The organism is Actinomadura logoneensis, from assembly GCF_003428695.1.
Classification (GTDB): Bacteria; Actinomycetota; Actinomycetes; order Streptosporangiales; family Streptosporangiaceae; genus Spirillospora; species Spirillospora logoneensis.
This window is the reverse complement of sequence record NZ_QURH01001035.1, coordinates 1-16,285: the sequence shown is the minus strand read 5'-3', so window position 1 is coordinate 16,285 and position 16,285 is coordinate 1. Positions and strand designations below refer to the sequence as shown.

The window sequence follows — 16,285 nt, the reverse complement described above, 5'->3', positions numbered from 1 at the left end:
GTCCGGCCAGGCCGGACCGGGCGAGCCCGGCGGGCCGGGTCGGCGGGGACCGGGCGCGGGGGGACGTTCCCCCGGTGGCGGAGCGACGGCCGAGGCCGCCGCGCAGGGCGTGGGCGGGCGACCTCCCACGGGCGGTGACGCGTCCCGGTAGGACGCTTCCGGCGGCGGGTCCGCTGCCGGTGCCAGTAGTTCAAAAAGACTTCCAGCAGTACGTGTTTTCAGCGCCCGGGGCGGGATGAGGCGGCCCCTGGGCGGGGTTTTACCTGGACAGGGCCCTTTGCGGGAGGGCCCGAGAGGGGGAGAGGTCATGACGGAGACGGTGAGCGGCTCGGCGGCCAAGCGCGGCAAGGGGGGCCGCAAGGGCCTCAAGGTCGAGCGGATCTTCACCAGGCCCGGTGTGCACCCGTACGACGAGATCACGTGGGAGCGCCGGGACGTCGTCATGACCAACTGGCGCGACGGCTCGGTCAACTTCGAGCAGCGCGGCGTGGAGTTCCCCGACTTCTGGTCGGTGAACGCCGTCAACATCGTGACGTCCAAGTACTTCCGCGGTGCCGTCGGCACGCCGCAGCGCGAGCACAGCCTGAAGCAGCTCATCGACCGGGTCGTCCGGATGTACGTGACGACCGGCGTCGAGCACGGCTACTTCGCCACCGACGTGGACGCCGAGATCTTCGAGCACGAGCTGACCTACGCCCTCGCGCACCAGATGTTCAGCTTCAACTCGCCGGTCTGGTTCAACGTCGGGACCAAGTCGCCGCAGCAGGTCTCGGCCTGCTTCATCCTGTCGGTGGACGACACGATGGAGTCGATCCTCGACTGGTACAAGGAGGAGGGGATCATCTTCAAGGGCGGTTCGGGCGCGGGCCTGAACCTGTCCCGGATCCGCTCGTCCAAGGAGCTGCTGTCGTCCGGCGGCACCGCGTCCGGCCCGGTGTCGTTCATGCGCGGCGCGGACGCCTCGGCGGGGACGATCAAGTCCGGCGGCGCGACCCGCCGGGCCGCCAAGATGGTCGTGCTCGACGTCGACCACCCCGACATCGCCGAGTTCATCGACACCAAGGCGCGCGAGGAGGACAAGATCCGCGCGCTGCGGGACGCCGGGTTCGACATGGACCTCGGCGGCAGGGACATCAACTCCGTCCAGTACCAGAACGCCAACAACTCGGTCCGCGTGTCGGACGAGTTCATGCGCGCGGTCGAGACCGACGGCGAGTTCGGCCTGCGCGGGCGGCTGAACGGCGAGGTCATCGAGACCATCCGGGCCAAGGACCTGTTCCGCCGGATGGCCAAGGCCGCGTGGGAGTGCGCCGACCCGGGCATCCAGTACGACGACACGATCAACGACTGGCACACCAACCCCGAGACCGGCCGGATCACCGCGTCCAACCCGTGCTCGGAGTACATGTCGCTGGACAACTCGTCCTGCAACCTGGCCTCCATCAACCTGCTGAAGTTCCTGCGCGCCGACGACACCTTCGACGTCGAGAACTTCGTGAAGCTGACCGAGCTGATCATCACCGCGATGGACATCTCGATCACCTTCGCCGACTTCCCGACCGAGAAGATCGGCGAGACCACCCGTGACTACCGCCAGCTCGGCATCGGCTACGCCAACCTCGGCGCGCTGCTGATGGCGACCGGCCACGCCTACGACTCCGAGGGCGGCCGCTCGCTCGCCGCGACCATCACCTCCCTGATGACCGGCGTCGCCTACCGGCGCTCCGCCGAGATCGCCGGGGTCGTCGGCCCGTACGCCGGGTACGCCCGCAACGCCGAGGCGCACAAGCGCGTCATGCGCAAGCACGCCGCGGCCAACGACGAGATCCGCACGCTGGACGACATCGACAAGGCCATCCACACCGCCGCGACCGCGCAGTGGCAGGAGTGCCTGAAGACCGGCGAGAAGAACGGGTACCGCAACGCCCAGGCGTCGCTGCTCGCGCCGACCGGCACCATCGGCCTGATGATGGACTGCGACACCACCGGCATCGAGCCGGACCTCGCGCTGATGAAGTTCAAGAAGCTCGTCGGCGGCGGCTCCATGCAGATCGTCAACCTGACCGTGCCGCGCGCCCTCACCCGGCTCGGCTACCAGCAGGAGCAGATCGAGGCGATCGTCGAGTACATCGCCGAGAACGGCCACGTCGTGGACGCGCCGGGCCTGCGCCCCGAGCACTACGAGGTGTTCGACTGCGCGATGGGCGAGCGCGCGATCTCCCCGATGGGGCACGTCCGGATGATGGCGGCCGTCCAGCCGTTCCTGTCCGGCGCGATCTCCAAGACGGTCAACATGCCCGAGCAGGCCGGCATCGAGGACATCGAGAAGGTGTACTTCGAGGGCTGGAAGCTCGGCCTGAAGGCGCTGGCGATCTACCGCGACAACTGCAAGGTCGGCCAGCCGCTCTCCGCCGCGGGCAAGAAGGAGGAGCCGAAGGCCGAGACCGCCCCCGCCGCCGCGGCGCCGGCCGAGGTGCGGCCCGTCCGCAAGCGGCTGCCGAAGCAGCGTCCGGCGATGGTCACCCGGTTCTCCGTCGCGGGCGCCGAAGGCTACATGACCGCCTCGTCCTACCCGGACGACGGTCTCGGCGAGGTCTTCCTCAAGCTCGGCAAGCAGGGCTCGACCCTGGCCGGCGTGATGGACGCCTTCTCCATGGCGATCTCCATCAGCCTCCAGTACGGCGTGCCGCTGGAGACCTGGGTGGAGAAGTTCACCAACATGCGGTTCGAGCCGGCGGGCATGACCGACGACCCGGACATCCGCATGGCGACCTCGGTGATGGACTACATCTTCCGCCGCCTGGCCCTGGACCACCTCGACTACGAGACCCGCTCCGAGCTCGGCATCCTGTCCGCCGCCGAGCGCGCGATGCAGGCCAACGGCGAGGACCCGGCGTCCCTGCACTCCCCGGACGCCGAGACCGAGCGCGAGACCCTGGCCCAGACCGCCGAGATCACCAAGGCTCCGGCTCCGGCCGCCGCCTCGGCGAACCCGGCCCCGGCCGCGCCGCACTCATCGGTCGAGGTCATCGAGAGCCGCCAGGGCCGCACGGCCGACGCGCCGCTCTGCCTGACCTGCGGCACCAAGATGCGCCCGGCCGGCAGCTGCTACGTCTGCGAGGGCTGCGGCTCCACCAGCGGCTGCAGCTGATCCGGTGACCCCGGCGCCCGCGTGGTGTCGGGGGAGCGGAATGCGGTGGAACGACGGCGGGAGCCGACGCGATGCGTCGGCTCCCGCTTTCTGTTCGTCGCGGCTCGACGATCGGTTCCCTATCCCCTTTCGAGGGTGTCGCGGGGCGGTTTCGCACCGGTGCGCGTGTTCGGGAGAGTGGACCGTTGGAAACGCGTGCGGAGGCGTGGTTCGGCTTGGTTTACTGATCATCCGGGTGTTCGGCGGCATCGCGTGGAACGAGGAGAACATGACGGAATCTACTGAGCTGCCCTCCGCTCGACCGGAGCAGTGGCGTCCGTCGGAGTTCGAGGAGCGGACGCCCTCGGTGGCCCGCATGTACGACTTCCTGCTCGGCGGGAAGGACAATCTCGGCGTCGACCGGGAGCGCGCCCGCGAGGCGGTGTCCGCCGATCCGCTGTTCCCGCGGGTCGTCCGGGAGAACCGGGCGTTCCTCGGCCGGGTCGCGCGCTTCCTCGCCGAGGAGTGCGGGATCGACCAGTTCCTCGACATCGGCACCGGGCTCCCGACGCAGGACAACGTCCACCAGATCGTCCAGCGGATCAACCCGGACGCGAGCGTCGTGTACGTGGACAACGACCCGGTGGTGCTCGCGCACGGGCGGGCGCTGCTCGCCGACAACAACCGGACCACGGTGATCCAGGCCGACCTGCGGGACCCGGGCGCGATCCTCGCGCATCCGGACGTGCGCCGGCTGCTCGACCTGGACCGTCCGGTCGCGCTGCTCCTGCTGGCGATACTGCACTTCGTCCCGGACGAGGCGGAGCCGCACGCGCTGCTGGACGAACTGCGCGCCGCGCTGCCGAGCGGCAGCTACCTGGCCATCACGCACGGCTCGCCGGACCTGCGTCCCGACGTGGTGCACCGGCTCGAGGAGATCTACTCGCGGACGGCCTCGCCCGCGCTCGCCCGGTCCCGCGAGGACGTGGCGCGCTTCTTCGGGGACTTCGAGATGGTCGACCCGGGGCTGGTGTGGGTGCCGTGGTGGCGTCCCGAGCAGGAGCCCGCCGAGGACTCCGACCTCGTGTGGTTCCTGGGCGGTGTCGCGCGCAAGCCGTGACGCGTCTGGAGGTGTGAAGGGCCGGGACTCGTCCCGGCCCTTTCTCATGCCGTGCGGGGCGCGTCCAGCTGGGCGGTGATCATCGAGCGGAGCGCGGCCTTCAGCCGGTCCGGGCCCTCCGCGGTGAGCCGGGCGAGGATCGGGTCGCTGTGCAGGGACCCGAGCAGGACGTGCGCGAACGTGTCGGCGTCCACCTCCGGGTTCCCCGCCAGCAGCAACGCGCTGATGTGGCCGTGCCAGAACGCGTAGACGGCGTGCGGGTTCGGCTGGTTCGCGTGGTACTCGTCGCTGGACGGCAGCGTGACGCCCGACCGGGAGAGCTCGGCGAGCAGGCTCTTGTTCCGGCTGACGACGTCCACGATCGCGTCCACGAAGGCGAGCAGGCGGTCGCGGTCGGGCGCGCCCTCGCCGAGCGGCGGCGGCCCGGTGCGCACGGCGTCCTCCAGCGCGTGCGCGCGCTCCACCATGAGCGCCAGCATGAGTCCGGCGCGGCTGCCGAACCGGTGGAACACCGTGCCCTTGGCGACGCCGGCCTCGGTGGCGACCTGCTCCATCGAGATGTCCCGCGGCGGGTTGGCGGCGAGTAGCCGCTCGGTGGCGGCCAGGATCGCGCGCCGGTTGCGGGCAGCGTCGGCACGTTCTCTCGGCATGCGGCGGACGTCCTCCCGTAGACAAATTGACCGACGGTCAAGTACGGTCGATGTTGACCGATGGTTCAGTTTATCGGGCGGTCCGGGATGGGCCGTCCGGAGGAGGCGGCATGCGACACGTCCGGTACCACGCCCACGGCGGTCCGGAGGTCCTGGCGGTGGAGGAGTCGCCGGTCCCCGAGCCGGGACCGGGAGAGGTGCTCGTCCGGCCCGAGGTGATCGGGACGAACTACGTGGACGTCCAGCTCAGGCGGGAGGCCGACCGCGCGTCGATCTGGTTCCGGGAGCTCCCGGGCACGCTGACCGGCGACGTCGTCGGCACGGTCGAGCGGACGGGTTCGGACGTCGACCCCGCACTGGCCGGAACCCGCGTCGCCGCCGTCGCGACCGACGCCTGGGCCGACCGGGTGGTCACGGACGCCGACTGGCTCGTCCCGGTCCCGGACGATCTGGACGCCGCGTCCGCCAGCGTCCTGCCGCTCGCCGGCGCGGTCGCGCTGGGCTGCCTGCGCGTCGGCCGGATCGCCGCGGGCGAGACCGTGCTGGTCACGGCGGGCGCGGGCACGATCGGGCACCTCGCCGTCCAGCTCGCCCGGCTGCGCGGGGCCGGGACGGTCATCGCGACCGCCGGATCGGACGCGAAGCGGAAACTGCTCGCCGACCTCGGCGCGGACACCGTGATCGACCACACCGCGCCCGACTGGGACGAGCAGGTGCGGGCCGCCGCGCCCGAGGGCGTCCACCTGGCCCTGGACGCGATCGGCGGGGACACCCTGCACCGCGCGCTCGACCTGCTCGCGCCGTTCGGCCGGGCCGTCGTCTACGGCGCGTCCGCCGGGGACCTGACCAGTGTGCCGGTGACCAGCGTCTTCGCGCTGCGCAGTGTGATCGGCTTCGCCGTCCTGGCCTATCGCCTGGCGGATCCCGAACAGGCCCGCGCCGACCTGGACGAGCTCACCGGCCTGCTGCGCTCCGGCAGGTTGCGCGCGGTGACCGGCGCACGCGTCCCCCTGGACGAGCCGGTCCGTGCCCACCGGCTCCTGGAAGACCGGGCCGTCGTCGGCCGCCTCGTCCTGGAACCTTGACCGGCCGCAGACGCGTGTAGACGGAGCTCGATGGAACGGCTTCGGTGACGGGTGCCTGACGGCTGGGGGCTCAGTCCCCGAGGAGGACTCGGGTCAGCGGGGCGACAAGTGGTTCTCCGGCCAGGCCCGCGCACACCGCGGTGACCTGGTCGGCGAACCGTCCGTACTCGGCCTCGGCCGCGTCGATCGCCGACCGCAGGGCGGTGCGGGTGACGGTCAGGAGGTGCGCGGCCGGGCCCTGGCTGGTCTCGGTCGGACCGGAGAGGGTGAGGCGGTCGCCGTCCGCGGCGACCAGAAGCCACGGATGCCCGTTCCAGAGCATCGCCGGGGTGGTGGAGCAGTGTCCGGCGGCCTCTCGCCATTCCCGCAGGATGCTCAGGTCGGCGCAGCATCCGGGGGAGGCGATGCGGCGACCGTCCGACTCGAGCGCGAGCCCGCCGGACAACGCGGGGATCTCGTCCAGCACGTCGGGGCAGGACACCTCTCCGTGCGCCGCGCGGAGGCGGGGGAGGACGTCCAGCTCGTCGAGGTGATCGCGGACGTATGCGGCGAGGGCGCTGTCGGCGAGGTCCCTCACGTCCGTGAACTCGGCGATGCCGGTCTCGAGGACCACCCGGAGCACGACCGGACCGTCCGTCCCGCAGAACCGCCCGCCCGGTGCCGCACCGCTCATCGCGCCTCCCCACCTCCATTAAAGCCGCGTGGCCGCGGTTCGTCCCCCGTCGCTCCGGGACCGAGGGTAACGTTCTCCACCGATGGCCGGGGTCGATCTCGGCGCCCGACGCGGCCGCGGGCCGTCAGCGGCCGTCGGGGGCGAGGAGGAGGCGGGCGGCCAGACCCGTGAAGACGACGCCGCCGAACACGTTGAGCGCGCGGGCGGCGCGGCGGCTGCGCCGGAGCGCGGCGGCGAGACGGCCGGAGAGCAGTCCGACCGTGCCGTCCACGGCGAGTCCGATCAGCACGAGCGTGACGCCGAGGATCATGAACTGGACCATCGGGTGCCCGAGCTGCGGGTTCACGAACTGCGGCAGGAACGCGATGTTGAACAGGATGACCTTCGGGTTGAGCAGGTTCGTCACCATCCCCTGCCAGAACGCGCGCGGAAGACCGGGGCCTGCGGCCTGCGGCCCGCCCTCGGCGCCCGCGTCCGCGGGTCCGGTGTCCCTCTCACGGAACGCCTTGACCGCGAGGAAGACCAGGTAGGCCGCCCCCACCCAGCGCAGCACGTGGTACAGCGTGGGCAGGGCCGCGAACAGCGCCGACAGGCCGAGCATGGCGGCGATCGCGTGGATCAGCGCGCCCGTCGCCACACCCGCCGCGGCCAGGGCGCCCGTGGTGGGTCCGCCGCGTCCGCCCATGGCGACGATGAACATCATGTCCGGGCCCGGGGTCAGGCACAGCGCGAGGGCGGCGACAAGGAACGCCGCGTACAGGGAGAAATCGACCACCCGTGCAGCCTTGCCGAGGCCCCGACCCTGATCAAGCCCTTTTCGAGGGGCGGACGGCGGGGCGCGCGGTCAGCCGCGGGTCAGCGCATCGACCACGAGCGTGAGGCGGGCGTCCGCGTGATCGGGACGCAGCCGCTTCCCTTTGGTCAGCGTTGCGAGGCCGTGCAGCCAACTCCAGCCGAGTTCGGCGAACGTCTCGGGATCGCGCTCCCCGGCGAACGGCCTCAGCACGGTCTCGAACTCCTGGAACGCGTCGCGGAGTGCCTGCGGCGACTCGCCCGTCCCGAACGTGACGTCGATCGGCTGGACGAACATCGCGTCATAGGTGGCCGGGTGCGCCGCGGCGAACTCCAGGTACGTCCGTGCGACGTCGTGCAGCGCGGCGACGTCTCCGGTCGCCTTCTCGCGCGCCGCGCGCAGCTCGGCGGCCAGGTCGGCGATGCCCTCGACCGCCACGGCGGCGACGATCGCGGACTTCCCCTTGAAGTGGCTGTACAGGACGGGCTGGCTGTACTGGACGAGGTCGGACAGGCGGCGGGTGGTGACGGCCTCCCACCCCTCGGACTCGGCCAGTTCCCGCGCCGTCCGGACGATCAGTCGGCGGCGGTCGGCTCGTTCGCGTTCGCGGCGCTGCTGTGCTGACATGGCACGGATTCTAGCATCGCTAGACATGCGAGCACCGCTAGTGCTAGCGTCGCTCTTGTTCCTAGCAATGCTAGCCACCAAGGAGTCGCCATGAACGTCGTCGCCGCCTCGTCCGCCGTCCAGCCGGCCGTCCCCGCCAAGGGGCGCCTGCTCGCCCGCACCGCCACCGGCATCGCGGTCGTGACCGGCCTGCTGGTGACCTACTTCGGGCTCAACTTCCTGCTCGACCCGCACGCCGCAGACGGCTTCGGCATCAAGCCCTGGCCGACCGGCGAGGCCACCGGCTACTTCGCCGTCAAGGGCGTCCGCGACCTCGCCGTCGGAGGCGCGATCTTCACCCTCCTCGCCCTCCGCCAGCACCGCGCCCTGGCCTGGATCATGCTGTTCGACCTGCTCCTTCCCCTCGGCGACATGGTCACCGTCATGACGCACGGCGGCACGGTCGCCTACGCCCTCGCCGTCCACGGCTCCGCCGCCGCCCTCCTGGCCCTCGGCGTGGTCCTCCAGTTCATCCGCATCACCCGCTCCACCGCCCCGACCGCCTGACCCGGCCGGGTGACGCCGGCCGCGTGACCTCGGCCTGTCCCGCATGACCCCGGCTTGTCCCCGCATGACTCCCGCCTGCTCCGCCTGCCCTCGATGGGCCGAGCCGCTGTCGGGACGTCGCGGGTGGGGTGCCCGGAGTTCGGTCGCGGGCTGGGTGGGTCCGGTCTCCCTGGTCACCAGGGAGAATGGGGGCCTTGTCGGGAGAGGGAGAAGTGCCGGTGAGTGATCTTCAGACGCGTCCGGAGGCCGTGGCGTGCGGGGGACGGGACGATGTGGCGGGGCGGCCGGTGCGCGAGCTGCTGAAGCCGCGCGTCATGTCCCTCGGCGCGGGCACGGAGGTGCGGCGGCTGCTGCCCACGCTCGGGCGGCGGATGGTCGGCGCGTGGTGCTTCGTGGACAACTACGGGCCGGACGACATCGCGAGCGAGCCCGGCATGCAGGTGCCGCCGCACCCGCACATGGGCCTGCAGACGGTGAGCTGGCTGCACGCGGGTGAGGTGCTGCACCGCGACAGCCTGGGCAGCCTCCAGACCGTCCGGCCGCGCCAGCTCGGGCTGATGACGTCGGGACGCGCCATCTCGCATTCGGAGGAGTCGCCGCGCGAGCACGGCCGCATCCTGCACGGCGCGCAACTGTGGGTGGCGCTGCCGGACGAGGCGCGCCACACCGATCCGAGCTGGGAGTTCCATGCCGACCTTCCCGTGGTGACCGGGCCCGGTTTCAAGGGGACCGTCCTGCTGGGCGAACTCGACGGCGCCACCTCGCCCGGGCGCGCGTTCACGCCCATCGTCGGCGCGGACATCGAGGTGGCGGACGGCGCCGACGTGCGCCTGCCGCTGGAGCCCGACTTCGAGTACGCCGTCCTGACCATGCGCGGACGCACCGTCGTGGACGACGTGCCGCTGGACCCCGGGTCGATGCTCTACCTCGGCTGCGGACGCCGCGAACTGCCCGTCCGCGCGGACGGAGGCGGTTCGCTGATGCTGCTCGGCGGCGAGCCCTTCGAGGAGCGGCTGGTGATGTGGTGGAACTTCGTCGGCCGGACGGGGGAGGAGATCGACCGGGCGCGCGCCGACTGGATGGACGGGGACCGCTTCGGCACCGTCCACGGCTACGACGGCGACCGCACCCCCGCCCCCGCACTGCCGGACCTGCCGCTCAAGCCGCGCGGTCGCGTCCGCTGAGGGTGACGCGCCTCCCGGACGCGGCGGACTCGCGGACGGCGTCGAGGAGGCGGTGGAGGTCCAGGGCGTCCTCGAAGGTGGGGACGGAGCCGGGGGAGTCCGCGAAGGCCTGGTAGATCCGGGCGACGTTCGCCGCTTCGGTGCCCTCCAGAGCCGGAGGCAGGGGCTTCAGAGCGGCGGGTGGGTCGATGCGTTGGGGCTCGGCGCCGGGTTCGCGGTTGCCGAGCAGGACGAGTTCGTCGATCTGCAGGCCCGCGCCACCGCGTGAGAGCAGGGTGAGATCGCCCTCGGTGCCCGCGATCTCGATGCGGGTGCCGGGGGCCGTGCGCTTGGCGTAGTGGATGTGCGCCGAGAGCGTCGCCCCGGACGCGAGGGTGCCGGCCACCGCGACCTGGTCGGGGCTGTCGGCCTCCACCGGTTCCCCGGTCTCGGCGACCGTGTAGTGGACGCGTTGCACGGCCAGGGACGCCGACAGCTCCGCGACGGGCCCGGCCAGGTGCTGGACGAGGTCGAGATGGTGGCCGCCGCCGACCTCGAGCGTGCCCGCGGCGTTGCGGACGTCGGCGGTGTAGGACGACCACGCGGGCATGGTGCCGTTCGCGCCCTTGGCAAGGGCGCCGTGCACGTTCACCGAGGTCACGCGGCCCGCGTAGCCGTCGGCGAGCAGGGCGCGGGCGTGTGCGGCGGCGGGGGAGAAGCGGGCCTGCAGCCCGACGGCCGTCCGGACGCCGGCCCCGGCGGCGAGCTTGACGACCGCCTCGGCCTCGTCGGTCGTGCGGGTGAGCGGCCACTCGGAGAAGACCTGCCTGCCCGCGCCGAGCGCGGCCCGGATCAGCTCGTCATGGGCGGGGACCTTCACCGTGATCGCGACCAGGTCGACGTCCGGATGCGCGGCGAGCTCGCGCGGGTCGGTGAAGTGGTGCGGGACGCCGAAGCGGCGGGCGGCCTCGCGTGCGCTCTCCTCGCGCCGGGTGCCGACGGCGGTGATCTCGTAACCGGGCAGCGCGCGCAGTGCGGGGATGTGGGCGCGCGACGCCCAGCCCTGGTCGGGGTTGGCCCCGATGATGCCGACGCGGATCGCGGGCATGGTGGACTCCAATCCGAGAAGCGGACGCCTGCCGTCCGGATGGAAGGGACTCTAAGACAAGCGGACGCGGGTTGTCCACTTAATCCGGACGCGTGTCGTCCGTTTGCTAGGATCGTCGGCATGGAGACCGTGAGCGCCGTGGACCGCCTCCTCGACGACGGGTCCGGCCGCGTCCCGCGCGCCGACGCCCGCCGCAACGTGGAGCGGCTGGTCGCCGCCACGCGCGAGGCCGCGGCCGAGGGCGGCGAGATCACCGCGCACGACATCGCGCGGCGGGCCGGCGTGGGCGTGGGCACGTTCTACCGGCGCGTCGGCAGCCTCGAACGCCTCCTCCAGGCCGTCCTGGAGGAGATCATCGGGGAGATCCTGGAACGCGGCGACCAGGGTCTCGCCGACCCCGACCCGTGGACGGGTTTCCGTGACTTCGCGTCCTCCTACCTGCGGTTGCGCAACGAGCTGTGCGACGTGAACCAGGCGATCGGCGGAGTGCTGGACCACGAGCGCGCCGAGCTGCGCGACCGCGTCCGGCAACTGGTCGAGCGGGCGCAGGACGCCGGGGCCATCCGCCCGGACGTGTCCTGGACGGACGTGTCGTTCCTGCTGGTCGGGGTCTCCACCGGCGCCCACACGATGGGCATCCACGCCGGGCCCTCGCAGTGGGAGCGCAACCTCGCGATCGTCCTCGACGGCCTGCGGACGCCCGTCCCCACCCCGCCGCCCGGCACCGCTCCCGAGGCCCCGGAGCCGGCCTCCGCCAAGTAGCCCGGCCCGGTTCCCGCCGCGAGGAATCCCCGGCGGGCGACCGCCGTTGACTGACGTGTGATGCATGGCGAATACAAGGTGCCCGGTGGAAAGCTCGTCGTCGCCGACGTGGACGTGGTCGACGGGCTGATCCGCAACCCCCGGATCAGCGGTGACTTCTTCCTCGAACCCGACGAGGCGCTCGAGGCGATCGACCGCGCGCTCGACGGGCTGTCCGCCGGACTGGAGGCGCGCGACCTTGCCGCCCGCGTCCAGGCGGGGCTGCCGGAGGGCACGGTGATGCTCGGCCTCACCACCGAGGCGGTCGGGATCGCCGTGCGCCGGGCCGTCGCGCGCGCGTCCGACTGGCGCGACCACGACTGGCGGCTCGTCCACGAGGGGCCGCAGCCGCCCGCGCTGCACATGGCGATCGACCAGGTGCTCGCCGAGGAGGTCGGCGCCGGCCGCCGCCCGCCGACGCTGCGGATCTGGGAGTGGGGCGCGTCCGCCGTGGTCATCGGCAGTTTCCAGTCGCTGCGCAACGAGGTGGACGGGGACGCCGCGCGGGCGCTGGACGTCGAGGTCGTCCGCCGCGTCAGCGGCGGCGGCGCGATGTTCGTCGAGCCCGGCAACACGATCACCTACTCGCTGTACGCGCCGGAGTCCCTGGTCGCGGGCATGTCGTTCGCCGAGAGCTACGCGTTCCTGGACGACTGGGTGCTCGGCGCGCTGGCCGAGCTCGGCATCCGCGCCTGGTACCAGCCGCTGAACGACATCACCTCCGACCACGGCAAGATCGCGGGCGCGGCGCAGAAGCGGCTCGCGAACGGCGCCGTCCTGCACCACGTGACCATGTCCTACGACATCGACGTGGACAAGATGCTCCAGGTGCTGCGGATCGGCCGGGAGAAGCTGTCCGACAAGGGCACGACCAGCGCGAAGAAGCGTGTCGACCCGCTGCGGCGGCAGACCGGGCTGTCCCGGGAGGAGATCATCCGCCGCATGGTCGCGCACTTCCGCACCCGCTACGGCCTCACCCCGGACACCCTCACCGACGACGAGCGCGTCCTCGCCGACAAGTACGTCGCGGAGAAGTTCACGACGCCCGAGTGGACAGCCCGCGTCCCGTGACCGCCCGCCGGTGACCGCCCGCCGGTGACCGCCCGCCGGTGACCGCCCGCCGGTGACCGCCCGCCGGTGACCGCCCGCCGGTGACCGTCCGCCGGTGACCGTACGCCCGTGACCGTCCGGTCGTCGTCGACCGGCCGTCGTCGTGCGGCCGGGGGCGTGACCGTCCGCGCGCGTCCGGCGATCGCCGCGGTCCTTGATCGTCGGTGGCAGGTCTTGCCGTTGTGGCGGGGGCGGGCGGCCGGTTAGAACGAGGGCATGAGCCAGTATCCGTATCCGGTCGTGCCCGCGCCCCGGTTCGACGTGCCCGCCACGAGGGCCGTCGAGCGCGCGCGGGCGTTCGCCGACACCATGACGCTGCGCCGGACGGTCCGGGACTTCTCGTCCCGGCCGGTGCCGCCGGAGGTGCTCGACCACGCGCTGCGCGCCGCGGCGACGGCGCCGAGCGGCGCGAACGTCCAGCCGTGGCGGTTCGTCGTCGTCACCGACCCCGAGCGCAAGCGCAGGCTGCGGGAGGCGGCCGAGGCGGAGGAGCGCGAGTTCTACGAGCACCGGGCGTCGCCGGAGTGGCTGGAGGCGCTGGCTCCGCTCGGCACCGACTGGCGCAAGCCGTTCCTGGAGGACGCCCCGGCGGTCATCGTCGTCTTCGAGGTGCACAAGGGGCCGCACTCGCCGCGACCATACTATGTAAAGGAATCGGTCGGGATCGCCGTCGGCTTCCTGCTGGCCGCGCTGCACCAGGCGGGCCTCGCGACGCTCACGCACACGCCGAGCCCGATGAAATTTCTCAACGAGGTCTGTGAACGGCCCCGGGAGGAGCGGGCGTACGTCGTCATTCCGGTCGGCTATCCGGCGGACGACGCGATGGTCCCCGACATCACGAAGAAAGCCGTGGACGAGGTCGTCGTCCACCTCTGACCAGCGCTTCCCGATCCATCTCCGACGCTACGCCGCGCCGGCGGCCCGGATCAGCGGAACGGCGGAATCGGGAGAAGCAAATCGGCCGGGACGTGTTCTCACGCCCCGGCCGATCGCCATTCTCGAAGAACCGTGAAACGGTCAGCCCTTCAGGACGGATTCGGCCAGTTTCTTGTCCCGGCCGACCCGCACCAGCGCGGACGCGAAGCGCGCGATCTCCTTGTCGGGCACCTCGTCGGCGAGGCGCTTCGGGTCCGCGGGAAGGCCGAGGCGTTCGGCGCCCTTGAGGGCCTGCCCGTCGATGTAGGGGCGCAGCCACGGCCACATCTGCTGGGCCTCACGGCAGAAGATGTCGACGCCGACCGGCCCGATGCCGGGGAATTCGCGCAGCAGCTCGCCCGCGCGGCGCGGGTCGCGCCCGGCCTCGATGGGCAGCCGCCGCAGGTCGCCCTTGTACTTGTCCAGGACGAGGTCGGCCATGTCGCCGAGGCGCGTCGCGGTGCTCTCGTCGTAGCGGACGTAATGGCCGCGGCCGAGGGCGTCCACCCTCTGCTGCCAGGTCAGCCGCGTGAGTCCGCGCGGGGTGCCGCCGCCCGCCTGGAACACCTCGCGCGCTGCGGCCATCGCGATGTCCGACCCGATCCGGGCGCTGAGCAGGTTGGACAGGACCAGCAGCCGGAACAGGGGCCCCGGCTGGTCCTTGAGCGGGATGCCCACCTCCTCGGCGTAGGTCTGGCCCGCCTCACGCAACAGCCTTTTCACGACAGCGTCCATCAACGCACCTCCCGTCAATCGCGCTTTACCCAGGCACGCGCGATTGACGCCTGCGGACGCGTAATCAGAGCAGGCTGAGCTGGCCCTCGCCGGCGAGCGGATCGCGGTGGCGCTTCAGGTGCCGCCAGCGGGGCAGGTCGTCCAGATACGACCAGGACATCCGGTGGTGCGGGGTCGGGCCGTACTCCTCCAGCGCCTTCTGGTGAACCGGCGACGGGTAACCGGCGGCGTCGGCGAACCCGTACCCGGGAAACCCGGTGTCAAGCGCGGCCATCAGCCCGTCCCGGTGCACCTTGGCCAGGACCGACGCGGCGGCCACCGTGACCGACCGCTGGTCGGCCTTGACCTCGCAGCGGACCCGCCAGCGCGGATCCCGCACGTAGTCGTTGTCGCCGTCCAGCAGCACCAGGTCGGGCGGCTCGGGGAGGGCGGCCAGGGCGCGGACGGCCGCGCGCCGCAGCGCCGCCGTCATCCCGAGCTCGTCGATCTCCTCCGGGGATGCCGCGCCGATCGCGTGGGCGTCCAGCCAGTCCGGAAGGATCTCGGCGAACGCTTCCCGGTGGGCCTTGGTCAGCAGCTTGGAGTCGGTGAGCCGGATCTTCCTCCCGCCGCGTCCGGGGAGTTCCGGAGGGGCCGAAAGGTCGGTGACGGCCGCGCACACCACGACGGGCCCCGCCCACGCGCCGCGGCCGACCTCGTCCACACCGGCGATCCGCACCGGACGGCCGGTCAGCGCGCGCAGCTCGTCCTCGATCTCGTATCCGGCGACCCGCGACGTCCGCGCGCCGGACGCCTCGGACGCGTCCGTCTCCAGACCCGGCAGCGCGACGTCGGCGGGCTCGGCGGCCACGAGGGGCTCGGCGGACGCAACCGGCATGGCGGTCACGGGCGGGGCGGTCACGGGCGGGGCGGTCACGGGCGGGGCGGACTCGGGAGCGGACAAGGGTTCTCCTGGACCTCGGAGGCGTGCGGCGGTCTCGATCGTACGGCCACCCTCCGCCTCCGGAGCGCGGGGACGCGCTGCGACCGCCGGCCCCGCGGGAGCGGCCCGGGACGGAACGGGCCGGTCAGAGCCAACCGTTCTGGCGGGCCGCGCCCACGGCCTCGATGCGGTTGCGCGAGCCGGTCTTCCCGATCGCGGACGAGAGGTAGTTGCGGACGGTGCTCTCCGACAGGTGCAGGCGACCCGCGATGTCGGCGACCGTCGCTCCGTCGGCGGCCGCGGCGAGCACGTCCCGCTCGCGGTCGGTGAGCGGGTTCGGGCCGACCGAGAGGGCGGCCGTGGCGAGTACCGGGTCCACGACCTGCTCGCCGGCCAGGACCCGGCGGATCGCCGCCACGAGGTCCTCGATGGGGCCGTCCTTGACCAGGAAGCCCCGTGCGCCCGCCTCCATCGCCCGGCGCAGGTATCCGGGCCGGCCGAAGGTCGTGACGATCAGGACGCGGCAGGACGGCAGCTCGCGGCGCAGGTCGGCGGCCACGTCCAGGCCCGTGCGGTTCGGCATCTCGATGTCCAGGACGGCGACGTCCGGACGGGTCCGCAGCGCGGCGGGCAGCACCTCGGCGCCGTCCGCGACCTGCGCGACGACCTCGATGTCGTCCTCCAGGTCGAGCAGCAGCGCGAGGGCGCCGCGCATCATGCCCTGGTCTTCGGCGAGCAGCACTCGGATCACCGGATCATTCTCCACCCGTCGCGACCGGCACCGTCGCCGCCAGCAGGAACCCCGGACCGGACGGGTCGGCGCGCAGCGTCCCGCCAGCCGCGCCGACCCGCTCGCGCAGGCCGGCGAGCCCGTTGCCGCCGCCGCCCGGACCCGTCCCGCCGGCCG

Annotated in this window: 16 protein-coding genes; 8 read left to right on the top strand and 8 right to left on the bottom strand. The window is 72.4% G+C overall.

The genetic code is table 11. The features are described 5' to 3' along the window. Positions 1-307: 307 nt before the first annotated feature. On the top strand, positions 308-3,151 hold the full coding sequence (locus DZF91_RS36495) for a vitamin B12-dependent ribonucleotide reductase (RefSeq protein WP_117361586.1): 2,844 nt from the start codon (positions 308-310) through the stop codon (positions 3,149-3,151). A gap of 268 nt (positions 3,152-3,419) precedes the next feature. Further along, on the top strand, positions 3,420-4,250 hold the full coding sequence (locus DZF91_RS36490; protein ID WP_117361589.1) for an SAM-dependent methyltransferase: 831 nt from the start codon (positions 3,420-3,422) through the stop codon (positions 4,248-4,250). A gap of 44 nt (positions 4,251-4,294) precedes the next feature. Here DZF91_RS36490 and DZF91_RS36485 read toward each other — a convergent pair whose 3' ends face one another. Next, a complete protein-coding gene (locus DZF91_RS36485) occupies positions 4,295-4,900 on the bottom strand; it encodes a TetR/AcrR family transcriptional regulator (protein ID WP_117361585.1) in 606 nt (201 codons plus the stop codon). A 110-nt stretch (positions 4,901-5,010) separates the two neighbouring features. Here DZF91_RS36485 and DZF91_RS36480 point away from each other — a divergent pair, with 110 nt between their 5' ends. Continuing rightward, a complete protein-coding gene (locus DZF91_RS36480) occupies positions 5,011-5,985 on the top strand; it encodes a quinone oxidoreductase family protein (protein WP_117361584.1) in 975 nt (324 codons plus the stop codon). 70 nt (positions 5,986-6,055) lie between these two features. Here the strand turns inward: DZF91_RS36480 and DZF91_RS36475 are convergent, their stop codons facing one another. The 3 genes from DZF91_RS36475 to DZF91_RS36465 all read right to left on the bottom strand — a co-directional run bounded on the left by DZF91_RS36475 (position 6,056) and on the right by DZF91_RS36465 (position 8,078). Further along, positions 6,056-6,658 carry a hypothetical protein gene (locus tag DZF91_RS36475; protein ID WP_117361583.1) on the bottom strand — a complete coding sequence of 201 codons (603 nt, stop codon included), beginning with the start codon at positions 6,656-6,658 and terminating at the stop codon, positions 6,056-6,058. Positions 6,659-6,782: 124 nt separating this feature from the next. Then, positions 6,783-7,433, bottom strand: a complete 651-nt coding sequence (locus DZF91_RS36470; RefSeq protein ID WP_117361582.1) for a LysE family translocator — start codon at positions 7,431-7,433, stop codon at positions 6,783-6,785. Positions 7,434-7,502: 69 nt separating this feature from the next. Then, a complete protein-coding gene (locus DZF91_RS36465; protein ID WP_117361581.1) occupies positions 7,503-8,078 on the bottom strand; it encodes a TetR/AcrR family transcriptional regulator in 576 nt (191 codons plus the stop codon). 90 nt (positions 8,079-8,168) lie between these two features. Between DZF91_RS36465 and DZF91_RS36460 the strand changes: the two genes are divergently transcribed. Both DZF91_RS36460 and DZF91_RS36455 read left to right on the top strand, forming a co-directional pair. Then, positions 8,169-8,624: a DUF4267 domain-containing protein gene (locus DZF91_RS36460; RefSeq protein WP_117361580.1), complete on the top strand. Its 456-nt coding sequence runs from the start codon at positions 8,169-8,171 to the stop codon at positions 8,622-8,624. A 218-nt stretch (positions 8,625-8,842) separates the two neighbouring features. Next, positions 8,843-9,808 (top strand): pirin family protein, encoded by a 966-nt coding sequence (locus tag DZF91_RS36455; RefSeq protein WP_199487132.1) that lies wholly within the window; start codon positions 8,843-8,845, stop codon positions 9,806-9,808. Here DZF91_RS36455 and DZF91_RS36450 read toward each other — a convergent pair. After that, on the bottom strand, positions 9,783-10,895 hold the full coding sequence (locus DZF91_RS36450) for a Gfo/Idh/MocA family protein (protein WP_117361578.1): 1,113 nt from the start codon (positions 10,893-10,895) through the stop codon (positions 9,783-9,785). The genes DZF91_RS36455 and DZF91_RS36450 overlap by 26 nt on opposite strands. 120 nt (positions 10,896-11,015) lie before the next feature. On the opposite strand from DZF91_RS36450, the gene DZF91_RS36445 reads away from it, so the two are divergent. The 3 genes from DZF91_RS36445 to DZF91_RS36435 all read left to right on the top strand — a co-directional run bounded on the left by DZF91_RS36445 (position 11,016) and on the right by DZF91_RS36435 (position 13,682). After that, the gene (locus tag DZF91_RS36445) at positions 11,016-11,657 is read left to right on the top strand and encodes a TetR/AcrR family transcriptional regulator (protein ID WP_117361577.1); all 642 of its coding nucleotides are present in this window, start codon (positions 11,016-11,018) and stop codon (positions 11,655-11,657) included. Positions 11,658-11,717: 60 nt separating this feature from the next. Next, the gene (locus DZF91_RS36440; RefSeq protein ID WP_117361588.1) at positions 11,718-12,767 is read left to right on the top strand and encodes a lipoate--protein ligase family protein; all 1,050 of its coding nucleotides are present in this window, start codon (positions 11,718-11,720) and stop codon (positions 12,765-12,767) included. Between the two features lie 255 nt (positions 12,768-13,022). Beyond that, on the top strand, positions 13,023-13,682 hold the full coding sequence (locus DZF91_RS36435; RefSeq protein ID WP_117361576.1) for a nitroreductase family protein: 660 nt from the start codon (positions 13,023-13,025) through the stop codon (positions 13,680-13,682). Positions 13,683-13,823: 141 nt separating this feature from the next. Here DZF91_RS36435 and DZF91_RS36430 read toward each other — a convergent pair whose 3' ends face one another. From DZF91_RS36430 to DZF91_RS36420, 3 genes are all read right to left on the bottom strand, one after another. Beyond that, positions 13,824-14,456: an HhH-GDP family DNA glycosylase gene (locus tag DZF91_RS36430; protein WP_117361575.1), complete on the bottom strand. Its 633-nt coding sequence runs from the start codon at positions 14,454-14,456 to the stop codon at positions 13,824-13,826. 64 nt (positions 14,457-14,520) lie between these two features. Next, on the bottom strand, positions 14,521-15,399 hold the full coding sequence (locus DZF91_RS36425; RefSeq protein WP_235834823.1) for a ribonuclease HII: 879 nt from the start codon (positions 15,397-15,399) through the stop codon (positions 14,521-14,523). Positions 15,400-15,523: 124 nt separating this feature from the next. Further along, positions 15,524-16,129 carry a response regulator transcription factor gene (locus DZF91_RS36420; protein ID WP_117361574.1) on the bottom strand — a complete coding sequence of 202 codons (606 nt, stop codon included), beginning with the start codon at positions 16,127-16,129 and terminating at the stop codon, positions 15,524-15,526. Between the last annotated feature and the right edge of the window lie 156 nt (positions 16,130-16,285).

Excerpts from the sequence above, each read along its gene's own strand:
- DZF91_RS36495 (WP_117361586.1), top strand. The coding sequence starts at position 308 with ATGACGGAGACGGTGAGCGGCTCGGCGGCCAAGCGCGGCAAGGGGGGC.
- DZF91_RS36490 (WP_117361589.1), top strand. The coding sequence starts at position 3,420 with ATGACGGAATCTACTGAGCTGCCCTCCGCTCGACCGGAGCAGTGGCGT.
- DZF91_RS36485 (WP_117361585.1), bottom strand. The coding sequence starts at position 4,900 with ATGCCGAGAGAACGTGCCGACGCTGCCCGCAACCGGCGCGCGATCCTG.
- DZF91_RS36480 (WP_117361584.1), top strand. The coding sequence starts at position 5,011 with ATGCGACACGTCCGGTACCACGCCCACGGCGGTCCGGAGGTCCTGGCG.
- DZF91_RS36475 (WP_117361583.1), bottom strand. The coding sequence starts at position 6,658 with ATGAGCGGTGCGGCACCGGGCGGGCGGTTCTGCGGGACGGACGGTCCG.
- DZF91_RS36465 (WP_117361581.1), bottom strand. The coding sequence starts at position 8,078 with ATGTCAGCACAGCAGCGCCGCGAACGCGAACGAGCCGACCGCCGCCGA.
- DZF91_RS36460 (WP_117361580.1), top strand. The coding sequence starts at position 8,169 with ATGAACGTCGTCGCCGCCTCGTCCGCCGTCCAGCCGGCCGTCCCCGCC.
- DZF91_RS36450 (WP_117361578.1), bottom strand. The coding sequence starts at position 10,895 with ATGCCCGCGATCCGCGTCGGCATCATCGGGGCCAACCCCGACCAGGGC.
- DZF91_RS36445 (WP_117361577.1), top strand. The coding sequence starts at position 11,016 with ATGGAGACCGTGAGCGCCGTGGACCGCCTCCTCGACGACGGGTCCGGC.
- DZF91_RS36440 (WP_117361588.1), top strand. The coding sequence starts at position 11,718 with ATGCATGGCGAATACAAGGTGCCCGGTGGAAAGCTCGTCGTCGCCGAC.
- DZF91_RS36435 (WP_117361576.1), top strand. The coding sequence starts at position 13,023 with ATGAGCCAGTATCCGTATCCGGTCGTGCCCGCGCCCCGGTTCGACGTG.
- DZF91_RS36430 (WP_117361575.1), bottom strand. The coding sequence starts at position 14,456 with ATGGACGCTGTCGTGAAAAGGCTGTTGCGTGAGGCGGGCCAGACCTAC.